Source organism: Mycobacterium sp., assembly GCF_036273375.1.
Lineage (GTDB): Bacteria > Actinomycetota > Actinomycetes > Mycobacteriales > Mycobacteriaceae > Mycobacterium.
Window position 1 is genome coordinate 1 of record NZ_DASUHS010000107.1, and the last position, 22,812, is coordinate 22,812.

19 protein-coding genes and 1 pseudogene are annotated in these 22,812 nt (G+C 66.0%); 15 read left to right on the plus strand and 5 right to left on the minus strand.

Going from position 1 to position 22,812, the window contains the following annotated elements:
* The 3 genes from VFW69_RS10580 to VFW69_RS10590 all read right to left on the minus strand — a co-directional run.
* Positions 1 to 430, minus strand: a 430-nt coding sequence (locus tag VFW69_RS10580) for an amino acid permease (RefSeq protein WP_526500965.1), incomplete at its 3' end; no start/stop codon positions are given.
* A gap of 23 nt (positions 431 to 453) precedes the next feature.
* The gene (locus VFW69_RS10585; protein WP_526500915.1) at positions 454 to 1,305 is read right to left on the minus strand and encodes an energy-coupling factor transporter transmembrane component T family protein; all 852 of its coding nucleotides are present in this window, start codon (positions 1,303 to 1,305) and stop codon (positions 454 to 456) included.
* The gene (locus VFW69_RS10590; protein ID WP_526500917.1) at positions 1,302 to 3,356 is read right to left on the minus strand and encodes an ABC transporter ATP-binding protein; all 2,055 of its coding nucleotides are present in this window, start codon (positions 3,354 to 3,356) and stop codon (positions 1,302 to 1,304) included. Before VFW69_RS10590 ends, VFW69_RS10585 begins: the two co-directional genes overlap by 4 nt.
* Before the next feature lie 117 nt (positions 3,357 to 3,473).
* Between VFW69_RS10590 and VFW69_RS10595 the strand changes: the two genes are divergently transcribed.
* The 3 genes from VFW69_RS10595 (at position 3,474) to VFW69_RS10605 (ending at position 8,612) form a co-directional block, all read left to right on the plus strand.
* Positions 3,474 to 3,962, plus strand: coding sequence for a MarR family winged helix-turn-helix transcriptional regulator (locus VFW69_RS10595; RefSeq protein ID WP_526500919.1), 489 nt, complete (start codon positions 3,474 to 3,476; stop codon positions 3,960 to 3,962).
* A gap of 131 nt (positions 3,963 to 4,093) precedes the next feature.
* Positions 4,094 to 6,559: an ATP-binding cassette domain-containing protein gene (locus VFW69_RS10600; RefSeq protein WP_526500921.1), complete on the plus strand. Its 2,466-nt coding sequence runs from the start codon at positions 4,094 to 4,096 to the stop codon at positions 6,557 to 6,559.
* 100 nt (positions 6,560 to 6,659) lie between these two features.
* Entirely contained in the window at positions 6,660 to 8,612 is a 1,953-nt protein-coding gene (locus VFW69_RS10605) for an acyl-CoA dehydrogenase family protein (RefSeq protein WP_526500923.1), read from the plus strand.
* Positions 8,613 to 8,664: 52 nt separating this feature from the next.
* Here VFW69_RS10605 and VFW69_RS10610 read toward each other — a convergent pair whose 3' ends face one another.
* Positions 8,665 to 9,132 carry an LppP/LprE family lipoprotein gene (locus tag VFW69_RS10610; protein WP_526500967.1) on the minus strand — a complete coding sequence of 156 codons (468 nt, stop codon included), beginning with the start codon at positions 9,130 to 9,132 and terminating at the stop codon, positions 8,665 to 8,667.
* 329 nt (positions 9,133 to 9,461) lie between these two features.
* On the opposite strand from VFW69_RS10610, the gene VFW69_RS10615 reads away from it, so the two are divergent.
* The 5 genes from VFW69_RS10615 (at position 9,462) to VFW69_RS10635 (ending at position 16,559) form a co-directional block, all read left to right on the plus strand.
* A complete protein-coding gene (locus tag VFW69_RS10615; RefSeq protein ID WP_526500969.1) occupies positions 9,462 to 13,700 on the plus strand; it encodes a bifunctional nitrate reductase/sulfite reductase flavoprotein subunit alpha in 4,239 nt (1,412 codons plus the stop codon).
* A gap of 120 nt (positions 13,701 to 13,820) precedes the next feature.
* Complete coding sequence (locus VFW69_RS10620) at positions 13,821 to 14,126, plus strand: hypothetical protein (RefSeq protein WP_526500925.1); 306 nt, start codon at positions 13,821 to 13,823, stop codon at positions 14,124 to 14,126.
* Positions 14,127 to 14,342: 216 nt separating this feature from the next.
* Entirely contained in the window at positions 14,343 to 15,146 is an 804-nt protein-coding gene (gene stf0 / locus VFW69_RS10625) for a trehalose 2-sulfotransferase (RefSeq protein WP_526500927.1), read from the plus strand.
* A gap of 136 nt (positions 15,147 to 15,282) precedes the next feature.
* Positions 15,283 to 15,435 carry a hypothetical protein gene (locus VFW69_RS10630; RefSeq protein WP_526500929.1) on the plus strand — a complete coding sequence of 51 codons (153 nt, stop codon included), beginning with the start codon at positions 15,283 to 15,285 and terminating at the stop codon, positions 15,433 to 15,435.
* Positions 15,429 to 16,559 carry a YeiH family protein gene (locus VFW69_RS10635; protein ID WP_526500971.1) on the plus strand — a complete coding sequence of 377 codons (1,131 nt, stop codon included), beginning with the start codon at positions 15,429 to 15,431 and terminating at the stop codon, positions 16,557 to 16,559. Before VFW69_RS10630 ends, VFW69_RS10635 begins: the two co-directional genes overlap by 7 nt.
* On the opposite strand, the gene VFW69_RS10640 is transcribed toward VFW69_RS10635, so the two are convergent.
* The gene (locus VFW69_RS10640) at positions 16,556 to 16,741 is read right to left on the minus strand and encodes a hypothetical protein (RefSeq protein ID WP_526500931.1); all 186 of its coding nucleotides are present in this window, start codon (positions 16,739 to 16,741) and stop codon (positions 16,556 to 16,558) included. The genes VFW69_RS10635 and VFW69_RS10640 overlap by 4 nt on opposite strands.
* 215 nt (positions 16,742 to 16,956) lie before the next feature.
* On the opposite strand from VFW69_RS10640, the gene VFW69_RS10645 reads away from it, so the two are divergent.
* From VFW69_RS10645 to VFW69_RS10675, 7 genes and pseudogenes are all read left to right on the plus strand, one after another.
* Positions 16,957 to 17,109, plus strand: coding sequence for a hypothetical protein (locus VFW69_RS10645; protein ID WP_526500933.1), 153 nt, complete (start codon positions 16,957 to 16,959; stop codon positions 17,107 to 17,109).
* A 26-nt stretch (positions 17,110 to 17,135) separates the two neighbouring features.
* A pseudogene (locus VFW69_RS10650) lies at positions 17,136 to 17,338 on the plus strand (TQXA domain-containing protein); the annotation flags it as partial.
* On the plus strand, positions 17,339 to 18,271 hold the full coding sequence (gene cysK / locus VFW69_RS10655) for a cysteine synthase A (protein ID WP_526500935.1): 933 nt from the start codon (positions 17,339 to 17,341) through the stop codon (positions 18,269 to 18,271). It begins immediately after the preceding pseudogene.
* 2 nt (positions 18,272 to 18,273) lie between these two features.
* Positions 18,274 to 18,957 (plus strand): serine O-acetyltransferase, encoded by a 684-nt coding sequence (gene cysE, locus VFW69_RS10660; protein ID WP_526500937.1) that lies wholly within the window; start codon positions 18,274 to 18,276, stop codon positions 18,955 to 18,957.
* Between the two features lie 219 nt (positions 18,958 to 19,176).
* Positions 19,177 to 20,298 carry an LLM class flavin-dependent oxidoreductase gene (locus tag VFW69_RS10665; RefSeq protein ID WP_526500939.1) on the plus strand — a complete coding sequence of 374 codons (1,122 nt, stop codon included), beginning with the start codon at positions 19,177 to 19,179 and terminating at the stop codon, positions 20,296 to 20,298.
* Entirely contained in the window at positions 20,295 to 21,416 is a 1,122-nt protein-coding gene (locus VFW69_RS10670; RefSeq protein WP_526500941.1) for an LLM class flavin-dependent oxidoreductase, read from the plus strand. Before VFW69_RS10665 ends, VFW69_RS10670 begins: the two co-directional genes overlap by 4 nt.
* A complete protein-coding gene (locus VFW69_RS10675) occupies positions 21,413 to 22,798 on the plus strand; it encodes an NtaA/DmoA family FMN-dependent monooxygenase (protein ID WP_526500943.1) in 1,386 nt (461 codons plus the stop codon). The genes VFW69_RS10670 and VFW69_RS10675 overlap by 4 nt, the downstream gene beginning before the upstream one ends.
* Positions 22,799 to 22,812 lie beyond the last annotated feature (14 nt).

Sequence of the window (22,812 nt, forward strand, 5' to 3'; positions counted from 1 at the left end):
TCTGTAGCAGCTTGTTGACGTACCCGCTCCAGCCGACCGCGACCGCGGCGGTGGCGACCCCATATTCCAGCAGCACGCAGGCCGCCACACCCATCGCGACGGCCTCACCGAGCGTGGTGTATGCATAGGAGTACGACGAGCCCGAAACCGGTACGGCAGAGGCTAATTCGGCATAGCAAATGGCGGCGAGCCCGGCCGCGATGCCGGCGATGATGAAGGAAACGATCACGCCCGGACCGGCTTCCGGCACCGCCTGCGCCAGCACGAAGAAGATGCCGGTGCCGATCGTCGAGCCGACCCCGAACATGGTCAGCTGGAACGTTCCGATGCCGCGCTTGAGGTGATCGGCGGCCCCGTGCGCGGCGTGTGCACCCACCACCGGGCGCCGCCGCAGCATCTGCTCTGTCAGGCCGATCGACGTGGCTGGCAAGCGCCCACGGCCCGAGGACGACATCAGCCCGCTTGCGGCAGCAGGGTCTCGATCACCACTGCGGCGACACAGACGAAGGCAGTGATGGCGAGTGTCAACCAGTCGGCCAGTCTCGGCCGGACCGGGCTGGCGGACAGCTGGCCGGTGCCGCCACGGGCGGTGATAGCGTCGCCCATCTCATCAGCCCGACGCAGAGTCACCACGACTGCCGCGGCCATCAGGTCGATCACGCCTCGGCTCTGCTGCTTGAACCGCGCCCTGCGACCTGAGGGTATTCGGTTGGGCCGCAACAGACGGGCGGCGTAGAGCACATGAAATTCGTCGAGCAGCATCGGGAAGGCGCGCAGCGCGAGGGCTAGGGCCACCGCCCATTCGTCAACCGGAATGCGCAGCAGTCTCAACGGACGGCCCAACGTCGCTACTGCAGGCGCGATTTCGGCAACGTTCGTGGTCCACGACACCATCGCTCCAAGCCCCAGCAGCACGATCGACAGTGCGGTGATCCTGAGGAATTGCAAAGCTCCACCGAGCCCGATGACCACACCGCCCATCGGTACGGTGGGATTGCCGCCGGCCAACGCCGCGGTCACAAAGCCCAACGCAAGAAGGGCCCACAGCCACCGCGGAATCGGCGGCAATGCACCACGTGGAATACGTGCAATCCAGACCGCCGCCGCCACCAGCGCCGCCACCAACGCGATCGTCGTCCATCCCGGATAGAACGTCAGCAGCACGGAAACGCCGAAGACGACCAGCAATTTGGTACCGGCCCATAGGTTGTGAATGGCCGAAGTGCCGGGCACCGGAACCAGCAGGACGACTGATCTGGAGCGGCGGCGATTCGCATTGGTCGCCGTGGTGGAAGTTGTCGTCACGCCGGGCCTCCCGCCGCGGCAGTGGTAGACACCGCTTCCAGTGCACCGTTGCGTAAACGGATGGTCCGCGGACAAACCTCGTCGAGCCCGACGAAGTCGTGCGAAATGACCACTAACGTCAGGCCGCGGGTACGGCGCAAATTCGCAAGCACTCGCAGTAAACCGCGTTGGCTGCTGGCGTCCAGCCCTGCCAACGGTTCGTCGAGAATCAACACCCGGGGCGAACACGCCAACAGTCCGCCCAGCACCACCCGGCGCATTTGTCCACCACTAAGCTGATCAATACGCCGCTTAGCCAGTACCGGGTCCAGCCCGACCGCGATCAACGCAGCGGCCACGCGATCATGGTCCCGGGGCGAGAAACCCGCGACTGACGCCAGTTCCCGGTCGACGTGGCTGCGCATCAGCTGCAGTCTGGCGGCCTGGAACGACAAAGCCACCGCGCCGACATGCTGATGGGTGGGTTCGCCGTCAATAAGACAGACACCCTCGGTGGGCACGGTCAGCCCAGCCATGATCCACGCCAGCGTCGACTTGCCAGAGCCGTTGCCGCCGTGGATTAATAAGCCGTCGCCTTGCTCTACGTGGAAGTTGATATCGCGCAGAGCCGTCTTCGCCCACGGCGTACCACTGTGATATTCGTGCCCGACGCCCACCACCTCGATGACCGGTGTGCTGGAGCCGGGGCTGGCGGCGACGGTTGGCATTGGCGCCGGAGCGATCTCGACCATGGCGCTGTTGTCGGATGAATCGCTGAGGTTGATTGTGTGATCCGCCGATGCAGCCTCATTGTCAAAGTGGGTGATGTGCACCAGGGCTGTCCGGTGCCGCTCGGGGAGACCGGACAGGACATCCAAGAGGAGTTCGCGGCCCGGCTGGTCGATCATGCTGGTGAACTCGTCAGCGATCAACAACGAAGGTTCCCGGGCGAGTGCCGCGGCTAGGGCCAGCCGCTGCAGCTCTCCGCCGGACAGGCTCCCGGTGTCGCGCTCGGCGAGCCCCTCCAGGCCGACCTCGCCCAGCAACCGATGCACATCGACTTCGGTACCCGGCGGCAGCCCCCAGACCACATCGTCGGCCACCCTGGTACCCAAAACCTGGGTTTGGGGGTGCTGAAGCACGAGCGACGTGCCACCGAACCTCCCCAAACCCACTGCGCCAGGGCGATACACGGCACCCGACGTCGGTTCCCGGCCCGCCAAAATCAGCGTCAAGGTCGTCTTTCCGGAACCGTTCGCGCCGACAACCGCGACATGTTCGCCGACCCGGAGGTCCAGACTGATCTCACGCAACGCGTCTTGGCCGGCGCCGGGGTAGCGGAACCGCACGTCGACCAACCGCACGGGCACCGGACCAATCGGGTCATCCGACAATCCAGCGCTGTCAGGAGTATCCAGTTTGTGCACATCGGGAATGTTGTGCATCCGCTCCAACAGCCGCGAGAGTACCCACCAACCGATCAACGACGAGATCATCACCCCATAGATGAGGTAGCCGAGCATCAACCACGGCCAGTAATGCAAGCCATATTTAAAGCATCGCTGCACACCGGCGGCGACTCCTTGCAGGTGTACTCGCACCAAGAATGCAGTGATGCCATCGACGTTGGCGGTCATAACTTGAAAGATCAGGTGCCGCAGCCGAACTAGCACCGTCAACATTCCGACGGTTAGTCCGCCAATGGCGGCTCCGGCGACAAACGACGAGACAAACACCGTCGGTGCGCCGCGGCGCTTGCGTTTGACCAGCCCGGTCAACCCGCCGATGTAGACGCAGTTGAGGACTGCCGCCAAGGTACCCAGTCCGGAAATGAGAAATGTGATCATCCCGGCAGCAACCGTGGCGGCGATAAGCACCCGAAGCCGGTAGCGGTAGGCCAACAGCGCCATGGGCACCGTGCCCAGCAGCGCCAAGGCCTGAGCGAACGGGATGACCGTGGCGATGATGGCGATCACCGCGCAAAGAGCACCCATGACCGAGGCCTGTGCCAACTCGGTCGGGTGTAGCGGTCCACCCCGATCGCGCAAACGGACCGGGGGTGGGGTTTTCACTTCAACGATTCTGCCAGGCCGCAGCGGTAAGTCCCGCCATTACATCGTGTGATCTGCGAACGACCGAATGCGGCGTCCTTTTGGCCTCGCTTAGCAAAGCTATGCAACCATGGATGCATGGACAACGTCGTCGACGCCGCAAAGTTCGAGGGAGCGCAGGGACTGGGAGCCGATCTGCTCGCCGTGGTCGCGCGGCTCAACCGCATGGCCACCCAGCGCATCCACATGCCATTGCCTGCGGCGCAGGCCAGGCTGCTGGCCACCATCGAAGCTCACGGCGAAGCCCGAATCGGTGACCTGGCCGCCGTCGATCACTGTTCGCAACCGACGATGACGACGCAGGTGCGCCGCCTCGAGGAGGCGGGCCTGGTCACGCGGATGGTCGACCCGGGAGATGCGCGTGCGGTGCGAATCCGCATCACGGCCCAGGGCAGGCGCACGCTCAACGCCGTTCGGGCCGACCGCGCCGCCGCGATCGAGCCGCAATTGGCGCTGCTTGACCCCGCGGACCGTCAGGTGCTGGTGCAAGCGGTCGATGTGTTGCGCCGGCTGCTCGACAACGCCTCGAGTGCCAGCTCCGTTGCGGGTCGGCGCACCACGGTGTGAATGGCGCGACGCTGGTGGTTGGAGCTCGGGCAGGGGTGGACACTTATGCGAGCGCGGCGACCGGCGCCTGAGGGCACGGCAGTCCTGAGGGCGAGATCAATCCAGCTGAACGGTGATGAAAGGTGGTGGCCATGCCGACCGAGGGTTCGGCTTTTCCGGCCTCGCTGACCGTATGGGCCGGACCGACGCGGTATGTCTTTACCCCGGGCCGCGACGTGATCGTGGGCTACGGCCCGGGCTGCGACATTCCGCTGGAGCGTCTCGGCAATCCGCCGCAACCGCCCCCAGCGCCGCGAGTCGATGTGATTCTGCGGTTCACCGGAACTCAATGGGTGGCTATCGATCTGAGCCGTCGCGGCATCTTCGCCGGCGGATCCCGACTGCCCACCCTCGAGATCCGCGACGGCCTGGGGATCGCCATCGGGGATCCCCAGCACGGTCCGCGCCTGGTCTTTCAAACGGCGCCCTCGGTCGCACCACCCGGACATCGCCCGCCCGGCGGCCCGGCGTATCCCCCGCCGAATGCACCACAGGCACCTCCGTTTCCACCGCCCGGCGGACCGCCGGGTCGTCCGAACGAGCCCGACCCGCGGCTGCCCACGCAGAGCGCCACCCAGCGCATGCCCGTCGTCGCGCCCCAGCCGCCCGCCGCAAAGCAGCCACTGCAGCCCAGCCCGCCGCCGCCCAGTGCGGTCCCCCCGCCCGCGGCACCCCCCGCTCAGCCACCGATTGCGTCGATGGCCCCGCTCCACGTGGACCACGAGCAGCAAAAGGGCCCGAGTCTGATCGAGCGCATGGTGACCAGCAAGCTGCGCGCCCAACGCCCGTCGTTCCGCACCGAGGAACCCGACTCCACCTATCGCCTGCCGCTGCGGACCGCGTCGCGCACCACGGGGATGACCGCCTATCAGCTGGGGCTGAGGGCCGACGGGCACGAGACCCTGTCGGGCATCTCATTCACCGCGCGTCCCGGCGCCATGACCGCGGTCATCGGGCCGTCGGCCGCCCGTAATTCCGCGCTGCTCGCACTGCTCGCCGGCACCAGAGCACTCAGTTCCGGGCGCGTCACCGTGGACGGACACGACGTCCACGCAGAGCCGGGGTTCAGGCGGACCCGCATCGGGGTGGTCCCGCGCGACGACCGTCTGCACCGGCAGCTCACGGTCGCGCAGACCGTGGGGTATGCCGCCGAAATGCGGCTGCCACCAGACACCTTGCCCGAGCAACGCGACCGCGTGGTCAGCCAGGTTCTCGACGAGCTCGAGCTGACGTCGCACCGGGACACCAGAATCCGCAAACTCGCGCCCGAGGTGCGCCGGTGCGCCGCCCTGGCGGTCGAGCTCGTCACCCGGCCGAGCCTGCTCGTGGTCGACGAACCGACCGCCGGACTGGATGCGGCCCAACAACGTCAGGTCATGGCGATCTTGCGGCAGCAGGCCAATCTCGGCTGTGCCGTCGTGGTCGCCATCTCGGCGCGCACATCGCTCACCGATGTGAACGCATGCGACCAGGTGTTGGTGCTCACCGCGGCGGGCAAGGTGGCCTATCTCGGAACGCCCCTGCAGGTCGAGTCGGCGATGGGCACCACCGACTGGGCGAGAGTGCTATCACAGGTAGGCGCCGATCCAGAGGGTGCCCACCGCGCCTTTCGCGGGAGGCAGCAGACGGCGGCACCGACCACTCGTCCAGAAGTCGCTGCACCCGGTCCGCCGCCACCCGGGCTATCCAGGAACCGGCAGATCCGATTGGTGGCCCGACGCGAGGCTCACCTGCTGCTCGGCGATCGCATCTACTTGGCGTTCCTGGCGATCCTGCCGTTCGTGTTGGCGGGGTTGGCGCTGCTGATTCCGGGTGAGTCCGGCCTGGCGCGGCCCGACCCGGGCAGCACCAACGCGCACGAGGCCATCGAGATCCTGGCCGCCCTCAACGTCGCCGCGGTGATCGTCGGCACGGCGCTGACCATCCGCGCGCTGGTTTGCGAGCGCCGCATCTTTCGGCGCGAGCAGGAGGTCGGACTGTCCGCACCCGCCTACCTGACCGCCAAGATCACCGTGTACTGCCTGGCCGCGGCCGTTTGGACGGCGGTCGTGGTGGCGATCGTCATCGCGGTCAAGGGCGAGCCGGGACGAAGCGCCGTCTTGCTGCACAACGCCACGGTCGAGCTCTACGTGAGTGTGGCCGTCACCGCGATCGTGTCCGCGCTCGTCGGCCTCGCGCTGTCGTCGCTGGGAAAGTCGCTGCGGGAGGTCCTGCCGCTGGTGGTGCCGGTGATCCTGGCATCTGCGCTGTTCAACGGGAGCCTGGTGCAGCTGGTCAGTAGGTGGGGCCTGCAGCAGATCAGCTGGTTCGTCCCGGCCCAATGGGGTTTCGCGGCCGCGGCGTCCACCGCGAATCTGCGCAGGGTCGACTCGCTGGCCGCCAACGCCGTGGCGTGGACCCACTACAGCGGCTGGTGGGTGTTCGACATGGGGATGCTCGTCCTGTTCGGTGTCATCGCGGCGGGATTCACGCTCTATCGGCTGCGGTCGCCCCTCGGCGAGAGCCGCAACCCGTCCCGGGACCGCCAGCCGCGGGAAGTCCCTCAGCCCGAGGGCTGAGTTTCGGCGTCGGGGGCCGAAGGCCGTCGCGAAGTTCCGTTCGCCGACATGAACTTCGTCGCTGTTCGCCGCGACGCGAACCGCCCATTACTGTCGGCTTATGGCGCCTGAAACGACCACCACTGCCGAATATCTGCGCAATGCCCTGGACGGGCGTTGGCGCGACGTCAGGAAGCGGATGCGGGACACGCTCACCGAGGATGTGTTCCGCCCGCACTACACACCGAACACCGTGATCGCCCGGACCAAGGTGGCGGAGCAGATGAGAATCATGGCGGCGTTCGGCGCGGCTGCCGACAGTTTCAAGAAGGACCACGGCGGCACCGGCGACGTCGGTGCGGCGATCACGATGATCGAGATGCTGGCGATGTCGGACCTGTCACTGATGGTCAAGGCCGGCGTGCAGTGGGGGCTGTTCGGCGGGGCCGTGGAGAACCTGGGCACCGAGCGCCACCACGAGATGTACGTGCCCAAGATCATCAGCCTGGAGTTGCGGGGCTGTTTCGCGATGACCGAGACCGGACACGGCAGCGACGTGCAGTCTCTGGAGACCACCGCGACCTACGACCCTGAGACGCAAGAGTTTGTCATCGACTCCCCCACCCCGTCAGCACGCAAGGACTACATTGGCGGCGCCGCCGAAACCGCAACCATGGCAGCGGTTTTCGCGCAACTGATCACCACCGAGGACGGCAAGCCGGTCAATCACGGTGTGCACTGCGTCCTGGTTCCGATCCGGGACGAGGACGGCCATGACCTGCCCGGGGTCACCACGTCGGACTGCGAATACAAGGGCGGGCTGCCCGGTGTCGACAACGGCCGCATCGTGTTCGACCATGTCCGCGTCCCGCGGGTCAACCTACTGAACAAATACGGCGACGTCGAGGCAGACGGCACATACAGTTCGCCGATCGACAACCCGAACCGCCGGTTCTTCACCATGCTGGGCACCCTCGTCCGCGGCCGGATCACGGTGGGGGGTAGCGCCGGCGCCGCCGGCCGCGTGGCACTGGATATCGCCACGCGGTATGCGTTGCAGCGCAGGCAGTTCAGCGCACCCGATGACGAGTCCGAAGTGCTGATTATGGATTACCTGGTGCACCAGCGGCGACTGTTTCCGTTGATCGCGAAGTCCTATGCACTGCAGTTCGCGCAGAACGAGCTGGTCGGCAAATGTCATGACGTGCAGAGCGCAGACGCACCCGACGCCGACGAGCAGCGCGAACTCGAAGCACGTGCCGCCGGGCTGAAGGCCGCCAACACCTGGCATGCGAGTCGGGCGATCCAGGAGTCCCGCGAGGCGTGTGGTGGCGCGGGCTACATGGCCGAGAACAGGCTGATCGGGCTTCGGGGCGACACAGACGTTTTCACCACATTCGAGGGCGATAACCACGTGCTGACCCAGTTGGTGGCCAAGGAATTGCTTACGGCCTACGCCGACGACATCAAGAGCATGAGCCCGGTCGAATGGGTGCGCTTCGCCGCCAGCACCGTGGGCGAACGCGTCGTCAAACGCACTGCGGCAGAAGCGATTATCCAAACTATCGTGGATTCTCGGCAAGACAGCGAGGAAGAGGGCAGCCTCTTCAACCGAGGCACGCAGATCACGATGTTCGAGGACCGCGAGGAGTATCTGCTGGCATCGGTAGCCCGCCGGCTACAGGCCAAATCCAAAGAGATGTCGGCATTCGACGCGTTCAACTCGGTGCAGGATCACGTGTTGCATGCAGCCGGCGCGCACATCGATCGAGTCATCCTGGAGGCGTTCGTCGCCGGGATCGACGCCTGCCCCGACGAGCAGGCCCGCGAACTACTCGGCATCTTGTGTGACCTGTACGCACTATCAGTCATCGAGGACGACAAGGCCTGGTACATCGAGCACCGCTACCTGTCCACCGAACGCGCTAAGGCGGTGACCCGGGGAATCAACGACCGGTGTCGCGCGCTGCGCCCGCACGCCGAGACGCTTGTCGACGGGTTCGGGGTCCCCGAGCGGCTGCGTTACGTCGAGATGCTGCACCCGGAGAACCTGTCCGAGGCCATCACGAGCTGACGGCTGCTCGGCGATCTCTACGCGGCCCGGCCGTACCCGGGCTCGTAAACGATTATTGGTTCGGAACGTTGCCAAGGGTTTGCAGCTTGCCATCTGGGCCGATCCGGAACTTCACCGTCCCGATCCCGGTGGGACAGCACAGCTGATCATTTCCCTTCTGCCACTGGTATTGAACGGTGACGGTGTCGTCCGAGGGCGGCAGCACGGTGATATACGGCTTTGGGTTCGAGGTGGGGCTACCGAGCGGCGTGTTGTGGTCGAAGAAGATCAGTTGTTGCGGACTTGATTCGCTGGCGATCGTCGGGATGATCTGCACCCAGTACAACCGGCAGTTTCGCGTGTGCCCCCTGCCCATCTCGACCCAGATGGTGCCGGGGATGGCGATGGGAACCGCGGTGATGGCCCGGCGCACGATGTCGACCGCGGGTCCATCGGAGTCCTTGCAGGTGTCGGGCCGGGCCTGCGGTGGCGCGGTGGGCTTCCAGCCGCAGCCGGAGGCCAGCAAAACCAGAACAATCACAATGAGCTGACGCACGCGGTGAGCTTAGCGAAGACTGTGAATGTCCCGCCGGTTTGGTCAAAAACCCTGTTCCGAGAAGCGTTTCGAGGGGCGTACTGAGTAGCCTCGAGCGGGACAGGCGGTCGACGGTGACCTGGGCTAACGCGATCTTTAGCCGTAAATTCCCCCGCCGGTTTCACACCGACGCGTTGGGCGTTGAGAGGAAGAAGTAAACCGGGGGAAATTTCGGGCAGCGATGCCGAAACATGCCTGCTCCACAATGAACTCACCCGATACGGAGCTAACCCGTACGCACTTGACGGAGGGACGTAAGCGTGGCCACGGAGTCCATGGCGCCTAACGACGCCGTGAACACCATGTGCGCTTACTGCGGCGTCGGTTGCGGCATGGTGTTGCAGATCACAACGGATCCGAAAACGGGCCGCGATCACGTCGTCAAGTCGGTTGGAAACAAGGAACATCCGGCCAACTTCGGCCGGTTGTGCACCAAGGGAGCAACCACAGCGGACATGCTCGGCGCGCCAGGCCGGATGGACTCGGCACATGCGCGGGCCGACCGCGGCGAACCACTCGAGCCCATCGACATGGACGAGGCGATCACCCAGTGCGCGAACCGGTTACGCGCAATCGTCGATGAACACGGCGCGGACGCCTTCGCGATGTACGTGTCCGGCCAGATGTCCATCGAGGCGCAATACCTGGCGAACAAGCTGACCAAAGGCTTCATCGGCACCAACCAGATCGAGTCGAACTCGCGGCTGTGCATGGCCAGCGCGGGTTCTGGTTACAAGCTCTCACTGGGCGCGGACGGACCGCCCGGGTCGTACCAGGACTTCGAGCGTGCCGATGTCTTTTTCGTCATCGGCGCCAACATGGCCGACTGCCATCCGATCCTGTTTTTGCGCATGATGGACCGGGTCAAGGCGGGCGCAAAGCTGATCGTCGTCGACCCGCGCCGCACCGCGACCGCCGACAAGGCCGATCTGTTCCTGCAGATCGCGCCGGGATCCGATCTGGCACTGCTCAACGGACTGCTGCACCTGATCGTCGAGAACGGCCACACCGACGCAGATTTCATCGCCGAATTCACCGAGGGCTGGGAGGTGATGCCCAGTTTCCTGGAGCAATACACCCCCGACATGGTCAGCGCGGCGACCGGCATACCCGAAGAGGACATCCGCAAAGCGGCTCAAATGATCGGCGAAGCCGAGAATTTCATGAGCTGCTGGACGATGGGCCTCAACCAGAGCACCCACGGCACCTGGAACACCAACGCCATCTGCAACCTGCACCTGGCCACCGGCGCGATCTGCAAGCCAGGAAGCGGCCCTTTCTCCCTCACCGGCCAACCCAACGCGATGGGGGGTCGCGAGATGGGTTATATGGGGCCGGGTTTGCCCGGGCAGCGTTCGGTCGCTTCGGACGACGACCGCGAGTTCGTCGAACACCTCTGGGGTATCCCCCGCGGAACGCTGCGCACCGAGGCCGGTAGCGGCACCATCGACATGTTCTCCCGGATGGCCGACGGGCAGATCAAGGCGTGCTGGATAGTATGCACCAATCCGGTTGCCTCAGTTGCCAATCGAAAGACCGTGCTGGCCGGACTGGAACGCGCCGAATTGGTGATGACCCAGGACGCGTTCTTCGAGACCGAGACCAACGAATACGCCGACGTGTTGTTGCCGGCGGCCCTGTGGACGGAATCCGAAGGGGTCATGGTCAATTCCGAGCGGAACATGACGTTGTTCCGGGCCGCGGTGCAGGCGCCCGGCCACGCTTTGCCCGACTGGCAGATTATCTCCCGGATTGCTTGCGAGATGGGCTTTTCGGAGGCGTTCAGCTACAACTCCGCCGCGGATGTCTTCGAAGAAATCAAGCGGTTCTCCAACCCGAAAACCGGCTACGACCTGCGCGGTATCAGCCATGAGCGACTGCGTCAGGGCCCGCTGCAGTGGCCGAGCGCCCCCGAAGATGAGGGCGACCGCCACCCAATCCGCTATCTCAACGACGGTGTCAGCCAGAGCCAGTTGGTCCGCGAGGACGGCACCGTGCCGCGGTTGGCCTTCCCGACCCCGACGGGTCGTGCGGTGTTCTTCGCCCGCCCGCACCTGCTGCCCGAGGAAATGCCCGACCACGACTACCCGTTCCTGCTGAACACCGGTCGCCTGCCGCACCAATGGCACACCATGACCAAGACCGGCAAGGTGGCAAAGCTGAACAAGCTCAATCCCGGGCCGTTCGTCGAGATCCACCCCCACGACGCCGACCGCCTGCAGATCACCGACGACGATCAGGTCGAAATCGCTTCCCGCCGGGGCCGCGCCGTGCTGCCCGCCGTCATCAGCGACCGGGTGCGGCCCGGTAACTGCTTCGCGCCCTTCCACTGGAACGACGCCTTCGGTGAATACCTGTCGATCAACGCCGTCACCAACGATGCGGTCGATCCGATCTCGAGCCAACCGGAATTCAAGGCATGCGCCGTCACACTCACGAAGGTCGCTGTCTCGCAACCCGTTTCGGGAACCGAGGCGCCGATGCCCAGCGACACACCAGAACCCGCGCCCACGGAGGTACGAGAAATCAGCGTGTCACAAGTCGACGCCCTCGGCGAATTACTCGGTGTGGCAACACAACCCAAGCCGGAATTCAACGAGCTCGGCCGCTCATACCTTGCCGGTATGCTGTCCGGGCTTCGCTCGGACGCGGGTCGCCGCGCCGGCGGAGTGCCCACCCTGCCGCTGAGTGCGCCGTTCGATTCCAGCACCCGGCTGTGGGTGGATGGCCTGCTGGCGGGGCTGTTCTCGCGCATCGACGGACCCGAGCCGGTGGCGCTGCCAGAAGGGGCCCGATCGACGTCGTCGCCGCCCGCGCAGCGACCGCCCGTCGCGCCGGCCGACGCCAAACCCGCGGCCAAGCGCTCTCCCATTGTGGTGTTATGGGCGTCGCAGACCGGGAACGCAGAGGAGCTCGCCGCCGAGATCGCCGCGCGGTTGGGCGCCGCCGAGCTTCCGGTCACGCTGCGCAGCATGGATGACTTCCCGCAGACCGAGTTGGCGACGACGCGGGAGTTGTTGCTCGTCACCAGCACCACCGGTGACGGCGAAGCGCCCGACAACGGCGCCGGCCTCTGGCGGGCGCTGACGTCCGACAGCGCACCGCGGCTCACGGACACCCGCTATGCCGTACTTGCGCTGGGCGACTCCAACTACGACGATTTCTGCGGTCACGGACGCAAACTGGACGCGCGCCTGGCCGAGCTGGGAGCGGCCCGCATCGCCGACCGGGTGGACTGCGAACCCGACTACGACGACACCGCGGCGAAGTGGTTGGGCGACGTCATCGAAGCCCTGACCCGGACGCCCACGGCGGTCGGCGGAGACGGAGCTGCGACGGCGCCGGCCCGCGCTTCCGCGGTGGTGGCGCCCCGACCGAGTGCGGCCGCCACCAGCACCTACAGCAAGAAGCATCCGCTGATCACCGGCATGGTGCGCAATATCGTGCTGAGTCGGCCGCAATCGCTAAAAGACGTGCGGCACTTGGTGTTCGACATGCCGGAAGAATCCGTGACCTACGAGGCAGGTGACGCGCTCGGCGTATGGCCGCGCAACGGCGACGAGTTGGTTGACGAATGGCTGTCGGTCACCGGACTCAACGGGCAGACCCCGGTCGAGGTCGGTGAGCACGGTCTGATGTCGTTGCGCTCCGCACTCACCGAGCGCATCGAGATCGCCCACATCAGCCGGGACCTGGTGCGGTTCGTGCAGGAGCGCACCGGTGACGCAACGCTCGCGGGCCTGCTGAAGCCGGAAAACAAGCGCGCACTGGCGGATTGGGCGTGGGGGCGCCAGTCCATCGACCTGCTGTCGAAGCTGCCGGTCTCCGCATCGGCCCACGAGTGGCTGCGGGTCCTCAAACGCCTTCAGCCGCGGCTGTACTCGATTTCGTCGAGCCCCAAAGCGTGCCCGGGGGAAGTTCACCTGACCGTCTCCCCGGTGCGCTTCAACTTCCAGGGCGTGCCGCGCCGCGGGGTGTGCTCGACCTACCTGGCCGACCGCTCACCCGGCGACCGAGTGGCTGTCTATCTGCAGCAGTCGAGCAATTTCCGGCCTCCGAGTGACTCGGACACGCCGATGATCATGATCGGCCCCGGGACCGGCATCGCGCCCTTCCGCGGTTTTCTGCAGGAACGACGCGCCCTCGGCCACACGGGACCAAACTGGCTGTTCTTCGGTGAGCAGCACGCCGCCACCGACTTCTACTACCGCGACGAACTCGAACAGATGCGTGACGACGGATTCCTCACCGAGTTGGACCTGGCGTTCTCGCGGGACCAGCAGCAGAAGGTCTACGTGCAGCACCTGATGCGCAACCGTGGAGCGCAGCTGTGGAGCTGGCTGCAGGACGGCGCCCAGCTGTACGTCTGCGGCACCGCGGATCCCATGGCCAAGGACGTTGACCGGGCGCTCTGCGAGATCGCGGCCGAATTCGGCAAGCTCGACCCGGACGCGGCGAAGGATTACGTCCAATCGTTGAGCGCCGACAAGCGCTACCACCGCGACGTCTACTAGCGCCGACCGGCGCCTGCCGCCCAAGCCGTAACACAGCGGAAACATCGCACACCCGCCGCCGAAACTTCCGCGTCGCACGATTCACTCACAAGGTCGCGCACCTGAAGGAGTGACGGCATCGTGGCTCGGGAGTGTGATGGACCCGATCGGGTCTTCGAGAACGGCTGCCGGCTGCAATGCCGCCTGCGGTACGGCGGCATGGCCGACGAACCGGTGAGTGACCAGGTCGACTGGGCAGGGCTGCCCGTCAACCTGGATTTTGCGTTCTCGCGGGATCAACGCGACAAGGTGTACACGCAGCACCTGCTGCGCAGGCGCGGTACGCAGTTCGGGCCGTGGCGACACGACGTCCACGTATGCGTTTGCGAGATCGCCGACGAATATGACGGCGCGGGCACGCTGCAAATCACCTCAGATTCACCTTGAACCAAACGTCGGCGACGTTGGTCGGCGAGGGTAGGACACACCAAAGCGTCGAATATTCCTAAACCACTTGACCGCTCACAGTCACCACGGCGCCCAACTGCTGTCGCCAAAAAGCCACCATGCGGGTAAATCCGTTTGCACGCAAGGGTTTCCTTCAGCCTGACCGTAATCGCGCTACCCCGGATAAGAACTGACGGTTCTGGATACACTCGGCCGGTGACAAGTAGCCCATCGTCATATCTGGTGCTGGCGTCGCAGCGCAGCGGCAGCACGCTGCTGGTCGAATCGCTGCGCGCCACCGGCGTGGCCGGCGAGCCACAGGAATTTTTCCAGTACCTCCCGTCCACCAGCCAGTCCCCGCAGCCGCGCGAGTGGTTCGCCGGCGTCGAGGACGAGTCGATCCTGAGCCTGCTCGATCCGCTGGACGTCGGGACGCCGGACCTGGCGCCGCCCGAGATCTGGCGTGCCTACATTCGCACGGTCGGACGCACACCGAACGGGGTCTGGGGCGGCAAGCTGATGTGGAACCAGACGCCGCTGCTACTGGACCGCGCCAAGAACCTGCCGGATCGCAGTGGCGAGGGCCTGCTGGCGGCGATCACCGATGTGGTGGGCGAGCAGCCGCTGCTGATTCACGTCTACCGGCCCGATGTGATCTCCCAGGCGGTGTCGTTTTGGCGGGCGGTGCAGACGCGGGTCTGGCGAGGCAGGCCCGACCCGGTTCGGGACGCGCGCGCCACCTATCACGCCGGAGCGATCGCCCATGTGGTCAGCATGCTGCGCGCACAAGAAGAGGGCTGGCGCAACTGGTTCGCCGAAGAAGGCATCAAGCCCATGGACATTTCGTATCCGGTGCTGTGGCGCAACCTGACTCAGGTGGTGGGATCCATCCTCGAGGCTCTGGGGATGGACCCACAGCTGGCGCCCCAGCCGGTGCTGGAGCGCCAGGCCGACCAGCGCTCCGACGAATGGGTGGACCGCTATCGCGCTGACGCCGAGAAGCACGGCCTGCCAACCTGATCGACCGGCAGAGCTAAATTCAGCCCGAGCCAATCACTTGGATGTAGTGCCCCCGGACGCCACCATTCGGAGTCAACGGGTGCGGCCGAGGGACGCCGCCGTAGGCGCTTGAGGAGCGATCATCGTGGGTGAAGGCGTGCCAATCAACGGAGAGGACCCCGACGCTCCGCAGGGGCCGGATTGGGCGGCCCGGCTCGGTTCGGTGTCGATGGACTGGTGGGCGACCGCGGTGGCGGGCGTGATCGTCGCGTTGGCCGTGGCCAACGTGCTCCCGAAGGTCCCCTGGTGACCGGCGTGAGCACAGTCCAAGTGCAGCCCGACGAGACGTCGGCCGAAGCCACTTTTACCAGCAACCGTCCGCTCGACTACGTACCAGGCGCCCTGCTCCTGATCGGCGTCGGGGTGTTGGGCAAGTACGCCCAGATCTGGTGGAACGCGCTGGCCAAGCACCAGCACTGGACCGTGCCCGATATCGAATACGTGTTGTGGGCGATCGTGATTGGGTTGATCATCACCAACACCATCGGCCTGCGCCCGATATTTCGCCCCGGCGTGCTGACCTACGAATTCTGGCTCAAGGCCGGGATCGTGGCGCTTGGTTCGCGATTCGTGCTGGGTGATATCGCCAAACTCGGCGGGATCAGCCTGGTGCAGATCTTGGTGGACATGACGATCGCCGGAACGATCATCATCATCGTGGCCCGCGCGTTCGGGTTATCGGGCAAGCTCGGCTCGCTGTTGGCGATAGGTACGTCAATCTGCGGGGTGTCGGCCATCGTGGCGGCCAAGGGCGCGATCCGGGCCCGCAACTCCGATGTCAGCTATGCGATCGCGGCAATCCTGGCGCTGGGCGCGGTGTCACTGTTCGTGTTGCCGCCGCTAGGACATGCGATCGGTCTCAGCGAGCACGAATTCGGTTTGTGGGCGGGGCTTTCCGTGGACAACACCGCCGAGACCACCGCCACCGGGTACCTGTACTCCGACCATGCCGGCAAGATAGCGGTGCTGGTGAAGTCGACCCGCAACGCCTTGATCGGGTTCGTCGTGCTGGGCTTCGCGCTGTTTTGGGCGGGTCGAGGGCAAGCCGACGAAATCGCCCGGGGCGCCAAGGCCAAGGCCGCGTTCATCTGGAACAAGTTCCCGAAATTCGTGCTCGGCTTCCTGGTGGTCTCGGCGATCGCCACCGCGGGCTGGCTGACCAAGGGCCAAACCGCCAACCTCGCCAACGTCTCGAAATGGGCGTTCCTGCTGACCTTTGCCGGTGTGGGGCTCAACACCGATATCCGTCAGATCGCGCGCACCGGGTGGCGTCCGCTGGTGGTGGCAGTCATCGGGCTCACCGTCGTCGCCACCCTCTCGCTCGGCATCGTGCTGCTGACGTCACGCGTATTCGGTTGGGGTGCAGGAACCTAACGGCCCAGCGCCCCGGACGCGTGGTTTTCGGTCCACATCACGATACCTTCGGCGCTGAGCGCCTTGTCCACCTCGACGGGCTCGTGACCGGCCAGCACGAGCGATAGCACGCCGGCTGTCTCGTCGGCGGCACGCACCGGGCGAGCACCTTGGATGCGGGCGTGGTCAATGCCCCCGTTCATGCCGACCACCCCAGCGTGACGTGCCCGATCAGCTGAGCCCGCGGTGCCGACTGCACCGGGTCCGCTGGACGTGGGGAGCCGAGAATAAGTCCTGGCTGGACGCTCTAAAGCCGGGCTGAGCCAAATAGCCGACCACGTCCGATGCCCTATAGTGAGGACATGCAACACCCCGTACAGCTGCGCCTTGTCCCGTCGCGCTGCCTTGCCGTGGCCTGTTGTTGCTGTTGTTGCTGTTGTTGCTGATTTCCTCCAGCCCTCTGACGCTGTCGAAATCCGCGCTCGCCCATGTCAGGGCCGGTATCGCCGAGTATGCCCGGCATGAAGGCGCGGGCTCGCGGGAAGCCTTCAGGAAGACCTACAACCCATGACCATATTGTCCGAACCCGTCGGCGCCCAGGCGCCCGGCACTTCGGGAATAACGCTTACCGCGAAAACGGTTGGCGATCTGCATAGACGCTTGCTCACCGGGGTGGCGCTGGATGATGCCTCGCAACGCTTTACCCCGGTGGCGCTAGCCACCCCACCGAGATGAACATAGAGTTCGATATTAGCTGGCAGGCCGAGGCCTGGTCCTACGTCGTTGGAGACAATAGGTAGATGAGCATCGCGGAGAACGTCACGGAATTGATCGGTAACACCCCGCTGGTCCGGCTGAACCGGGTCACCGAAGGTGCGGTCGCCGACGTCGTCGCCAAGCTGGAATTCTTCAACCCAGGCAACAGCGTCAAGGACCGCATCGGGGTCGCGATGATCGACGCGGCCGAGCAGGCGGGCCTGATCAAACCGGACACGATCATTCTCGAGCCGACGAGCGGCAACACCGGCATCGCCCTGGCGCTGGTGGCCGCCGCCCGCGGCTACCGCTGCGTGCTGACCATGCCGGAGACCATGAGCGTCGAGCGACGAATGTTGTTGCGCGCCTTAGGCGCCGAGATCTTTTTGACGCCGGGTTCCGAGGGCATGCCGGGCGCTATCGCCAAGGCCGAGGAACTGGCCAAAAGCGACCAACGGTATTTCGTGCCACAGCAATTCGAGAATATGGCCAACCCCGCGATCCACCGCGCCACCACCGCGGAGGAAGTGTGGCGCGACACCGACGGCAAAGTCGATATCTTCGTCGCCGGGGTGGGCACCGGCGGCACCATCACCGGTGTGGCCCAGGTGATCAAGGAACGCAAGCCCTCAGCACGATTCATCGCCGTGGAGCCGGCCGGTTCGCCGGTCTTGTCCGGCGGGCAGAAAGGGCCGCACCCAATCCAGGGCCTCGGCGCCGGGTTCGTCCCGCCCGTGCTCGCGATGGATCTGGTCGACGAGGTGATCGCCGTCGGCAACGAGGAGTCCATGACCCTGGCCCGGCGGCTGGCCTCCGAAGAGGGACTGTTGGTCGGTATCTCTTCGGGGGCGGCGGTGGTCGCCGCGCTGCAGGTGGCCCGCCGGCCCGAGAACGCCGGAAAGCTCGTCGTGGTGGTGCTACCCGACTTCGGCGAGCGGTACCTCAGCACGCCGTTGTTCGCCGATCTGGCGGATTAGCCATGCTCGAAGCCATACATCGCGACATACGTGCAGCCAGGGAGCGGGATCCGGCCCTTCCGACCACGCCGCAGGTGATCTTTGCCTACCCGGGCGTGCACGCCATCTGGTGCCACCGCATCAACCACTGGCTGTGGAACCGCGGCGCAAGGCTGGTGGCGCGTATCACCGCCGAGATCACCCGGATTCTGACCGGCGTCGAAATCCATCCCGGTGCCGTCTTGGGTCCCGGTCTTTTCATCGACCACGCGACCGGAGTGGTGATCGGTGAGACCGCCGAGGTGGGCGAGGACGTGACCATTTACCACGGCGTCACCCTCGGGGGCAGCGGCAGAGACGCCGGGAAACGACATCCCACCATCGGTGATCGCGTGACCATCGGCGCCGGGGCGAAGATCCTGGGCGCGATCAAAGTCGGCGACGACAGCCGCATCGGCGCCAACGCCGTGGTGGTCAAGGAGGTTCCGTCGAGCTCGGTGGTCATCGGGGTGCCGGGGCAGGTCATCAGCCGCAGCCGTCCCGGCAGTCCGGACGACTCGATGATGCCCGACCTCGTCGGCGTCAGCCTGCAGTCGCTGCTGACGCGTGTGACCAGACTCGAAGCCCAGGCAGACGGGTCCCAAATCAATCACGTCATCAGGCCGCCCGAAGCCGGTGTCTGGCACGGCGAGGATTTCTCTATCTGAGCGCAGATGTGAAAGGTTGTGCAGCTCAGCTGAACACACTCTGATCGCCGGTATTGGCCACGCTGCACCGAACCCTCATCGCCGCGTTGCGCAAGCCTGAGCTCGGCGAACTATTACTCACGCTGAACATAACTCGGGCTTGGAATGCACTGCCACCCGCAGCGTTGCACAGTGAGTTATGACCACGATGCGTGACCGCGCCACTCCCGAGGACCGCTCATGACCGACCTGCATCTGGCGGTGGGGCTGGACGGCTACGGTTGGCATCCCCAGGCTTGGCGATACGCGTTCGCGCACAACGCGACCGGTGGCGGCCAACTCAGCGGCCGCTATTGGGCCGCGCTGGGCGGCACCGCCGAGCGTGGGCTGCTGGATTTCGTCACCATTGACGACAGCCTGGGCCTGCAGCCTGGGCGCCGGGCCGAAATATCCCCGCGGCGCCTGGCGGGACGCGCCGATGCCACGCTGGTGGCCGCCCGGATCGCGCCGGCCACCCGACACATCGGCTTGATTCCCGTTGCGACGGTCACACATACCGAGCCGTTCCACGTCTCGAAATCGATTGCAACACTCGACCATATCTCGCACGGTCGGGCCGGCTGGCAGATTCGGGTGAGCCCGACGGCGCACGAAGCGGCGCTGTTCGGCCGGCGGTCCGCCCCCGACGGCGACGAACTGTTCGACGAAGCGGCCGACGCCGTCGAGGTGGTGCGCCGCCTCTGGGACAGCTGGGAGGACGACGCCGTCATCCGCAATGTCACGACCGGTCGCTACATCGACCGCGACAAGCTGCATTACATCGACTTCGCCGGAAAGTACTTCTCGGTCAAGGGGCCCTCGATCACCCCGCGGCCACCCCAGGGCCAGCCGGTGGTAACGGCGCTGGCACACGACGCGCGGGTCTACGAATTCGCCGCCGCCAACGCCGACCTGGTTTTCGTGACCCCTCACGACGAGGGCTCGCTGCGTGCGATCCTGGCCGAGGTCAGCCACGCGCAGCGCGCCGCGGGCCGGAAGATCCTGGTCTACGCGGACCTTGTCGTGTCGCTAGGCGACGATCCGTTGGCGCCGGCGGTGGCCCTTGCGTCCGACGCGCACGTATTCATCGGCGACACCAGCGATCTTGCAGAGCTTGTGCTCGCCTGGCAGGACACCGGGGTCGACGGGGTGCGGCTGCGGCCCGCGATCAACGCCATCGACCTGCCCGCCATCGTCGACGACCTCGTGCCGCGACTGCAGCACGCCGGCCGATTCCGCACCGGCTACCCCGACGGCGAGACACTGCGCGAACGCCTGGGTCTGGCGCCGGCACCGAACGGCTACGCGACAGTGCCGTCATGACCGTCACTCCCCTGTCGATCCTCGACCTCGCGCCAATCAGCGCCGGCAGCGACGCCGCGACGGCGCTGCGCAACACCATCGACCTGGCCCAGCACGCCGAGCGCTGGGGCTACCGGCGCTACTGGCTCGCCGAGCACCACTTTGTCGCGGTGGCCAGCTCGTCACCGGTGACGCTGATCGGCCAAATCGCCGCGGCCACAGAACGAATCCACGTCGGGTCGGCGGCGGTGCAGGTCGGCCACACGACGGCGCTTGCCGTGGTGGAAAGCTTCGGCATCCTCGACGCGCTCTATCCGGGCCGCATCGACATGGGGCTGGGCCGGTCCGGGCAGCGGCGCCAAGAGGCGGCCACGTCGTCTCCGGCCGTGTCCGAACGTGCGCCCACGCCCTGGCGCGAGGTTGCCGGCGTTGTCATCCCAACGCCCTTCGATCAGACGCCGCTGATGAAGAGCGACCGGATCCGGGCTCAGGCGTCGGTCCTCGCCCAACCGTGCGCGCTGGCCCCGGACTTCGCCGAACAGCTGGCCGACATCGAAGCGATGCTGGACGGTAGCTACACCGTCAATGGCCATGAGCTACATGCCGTTCCGGGCGAGCGCGCCCAGTTGACGCCGTGGATCTTCGGCAGCACCAAGGGCCAGAGCGCCGAGGCGGCCGGTGCCCGTGGACTTCCGTTTGTCGCGAGCTACCACATCACCCCCGGCACCGCGATCGACGCGATCACCGCGTACCGCAAAGCGTTCCGCCCATCCGCCCGCCTATCCGAGCCGTATGTCGTGGTGTCGGCCGACGTCGTGGTCGCCGAGGACAGCGCGGCCGCACGCCACCTCGCATCCGGTTACGGCCGCTGGGTGTATTCCATCCGCAGCGGCCAGGGCGCCATCCCCTACCCGGATCCCGACTTTTGCCAGCCCTTGACCGAAGACCAGCAGGCACAGGTAGCCGACCGCACCGCAACACAATTCGTCGGCAACCCGGACGAGGTCGCCGACCGGCTCGAGCTGCTGCGCCGGCTCACCGATGCCGACGAATTGGTGATCACCTCCGTGACGCATCGGCATGTCGACCGGCTGCGCTCGCATGAACTGATCGCCAAACGATGGGGATTGACCGGATGATCGTTCGAGAAGCAGGCCGCCGCAAGCAGATACATTTGGGTGCGCACTTCCCCGGGGTGAACAACACCACGGTGTGGTCCGATCCGAGTGCAGGCAGCCAGATTGCGTTCGAATCCTTTGTGCACCTTGCTAAGTCAGCCGAACGGGGACTGTTCGACTTCTTCTTCTTGGCCGAAGGCCTGCGGCTGCGTGAGCATCGCGGCAAGATTCACGACCTCGACGTCGTCGGCAGGCCCGACACCTTCACGGTGCTCGCGGCGCTCGCCGCGGTCACCGAAAACCTTGGACTCGCCGGCACCATCAACACCACGTTCAACGAGCCCTACGAGGTGGCAAGGCAATTCGCGACGCTGGATCACCTGTCAGACGGGCGGTCGGCCTGGAACATGGTCACCTCCTCGGATGCGTTCACCGGGGAGAACTTCCGCCGCGGCGGATTTCTCGCCCATGCCGACCGCTACCAGAGGGCGGAAGAATTCATCACCGTGGCCCGGCGGTTCTGGGACAGCTGGACACCTGCGGCCGTGGTCGCCGACGTCGACGCCGGAGTCTATGCCGATCCGGCCGGCATCGGCAGCATCGAACACGACGGGCCGCAATTCAGCGTCCGCGGCGTCGCCTCGCTGCCCGCCGGGCCGCAAGGCCACCCGGTGCTGCTGCAGGCCGGTGACTCCGCTGACGGTCGCGACTTCGGCGCCAAGCACGCCGATGCCCTGTTCACGTTGCACGGGTCGCTCGAAGCGGGCCAGCGCTACTACGCCGACGTGAAGAGCCGCGCCGCGGCCTGCGGGCGCGACCCCGACCAGCTCAAGGTGCTGCCCGGCGCGACGTTCGCGCTGGGTGACACCCCCGCCGAGGCGCAGGACAACGCCCGTTGTATCCGCGAGCAGCAGGTCAGCGGCCCGACCGCGATCGCGTTCCTCGAACAGGTGTGGGGCGTGGACCTTTCGGCCTACGACCCCGACGGGCCCCTGCCCGTCATCGATCCCGTCGAGAACCCGAACATCACCCGAGGGCGGGTCCGGCACGGCGACCCGAAGACGGTCGCCGAAAGCTGGCGCGCGCGGGCGGAAGCCGAAAGCCTGTCGATCCGCGAGCTGATCATCGAAGTGACCAGCCGCCAGCAGTTCGTCGGTACTCCGGGGCAGGTGGCCGAAGAGATCGATCGCTATGTGCAGTCGGATGCCTGCGACGGCTTCATCCTGGTGCCGCACCTGACGCCGCATGGCCTCGACGAGTTCGTCGACAAGGTGGTCCCGCTGCTGCAGGAGCGCGGTAGCTTCCGTACCGAATACCACGGCCACACGTTGCGCGAGCATCTGGGCTTGTTGCCCGCGCCCGGGCGGACGGGACAACCGGCCGCCGTCGCGATCGGCCAGTGAGAGACCGCGGAGCC

Excerpts from the sequence above, each read along its gene's own strand:
- VFW69_RS10605 (WP_526500923.1), top strand. The coding sequence starts at position 6,660 with ATGGCGCCTGAAACGACCACCACTGCCGAATATCTGCGCAATGCCCTG.
- cysK (WP_526500935.1), top strand. The coding sequence starts at position 17,339 with ATGAGCATCGCGGAGAACGTCACGGAATTGATCGGTAACACCCCGCTG.
- VFW69_RS10670 (WP_526500941.1), top strand. The coding sequence starts at position 20,295 with ATGACCGTCACTCCCCTGTCGATCCTCGACCTCGCGCCAATCAGCGCC.
- VFW69_RS10640 (WP_526500931.1), bottom strand. The coding sequence starts at position 16,741 with ATGAACGGGGGCATTGACCACGCCCGCATCCAAGGTGCTCGCCCGGTG.
- VFW69_RS10665 (WP_526500939.1), top strand. The coding sequence starts at position 19,177 with ATGACCGACCTGCATCTGGCGGTGGGGCTGGACGGCTACGGTTGGCAT.
- cysE (WP_526500937.1), top strand. The coding sequence starts at position 18,274 with ATGCTCGAAGCCATACATCGCGACATACGTGCAGCCAGGGAGCGGGAT.
- VFW69_RS10595 (WP_526500919.1), top strand. The coding sequence starts at position 3,474 with ATGGACAACGTCGTCGACGCCGCAAAGTTCGAGGGAGCGCAGGGACTG.
- VFW69_RS10615 (WP_526500969.1), top strand. The coding sequence starts at position 9,462 with ATGGCGCCTAACGACGCCGTGAACACCATGTGCGCTTACTGCGGCGTC.
- VFW69_RS10675 (WP_526500943.1), top strand. The coding sequence starts at position 21,413 with ATGATCGTTCGAGAAGCAGGCCGCCGCAAGCAGATACATTTGGGTGCG.
- VFW69_RS10600 (WP_526500921.1), top strand. The coding sequence starts at position 4,094 with ATGCCGACCGAGGGTTCGGCTTTTCCGGCCTCGCTGACCGTATGGGCC.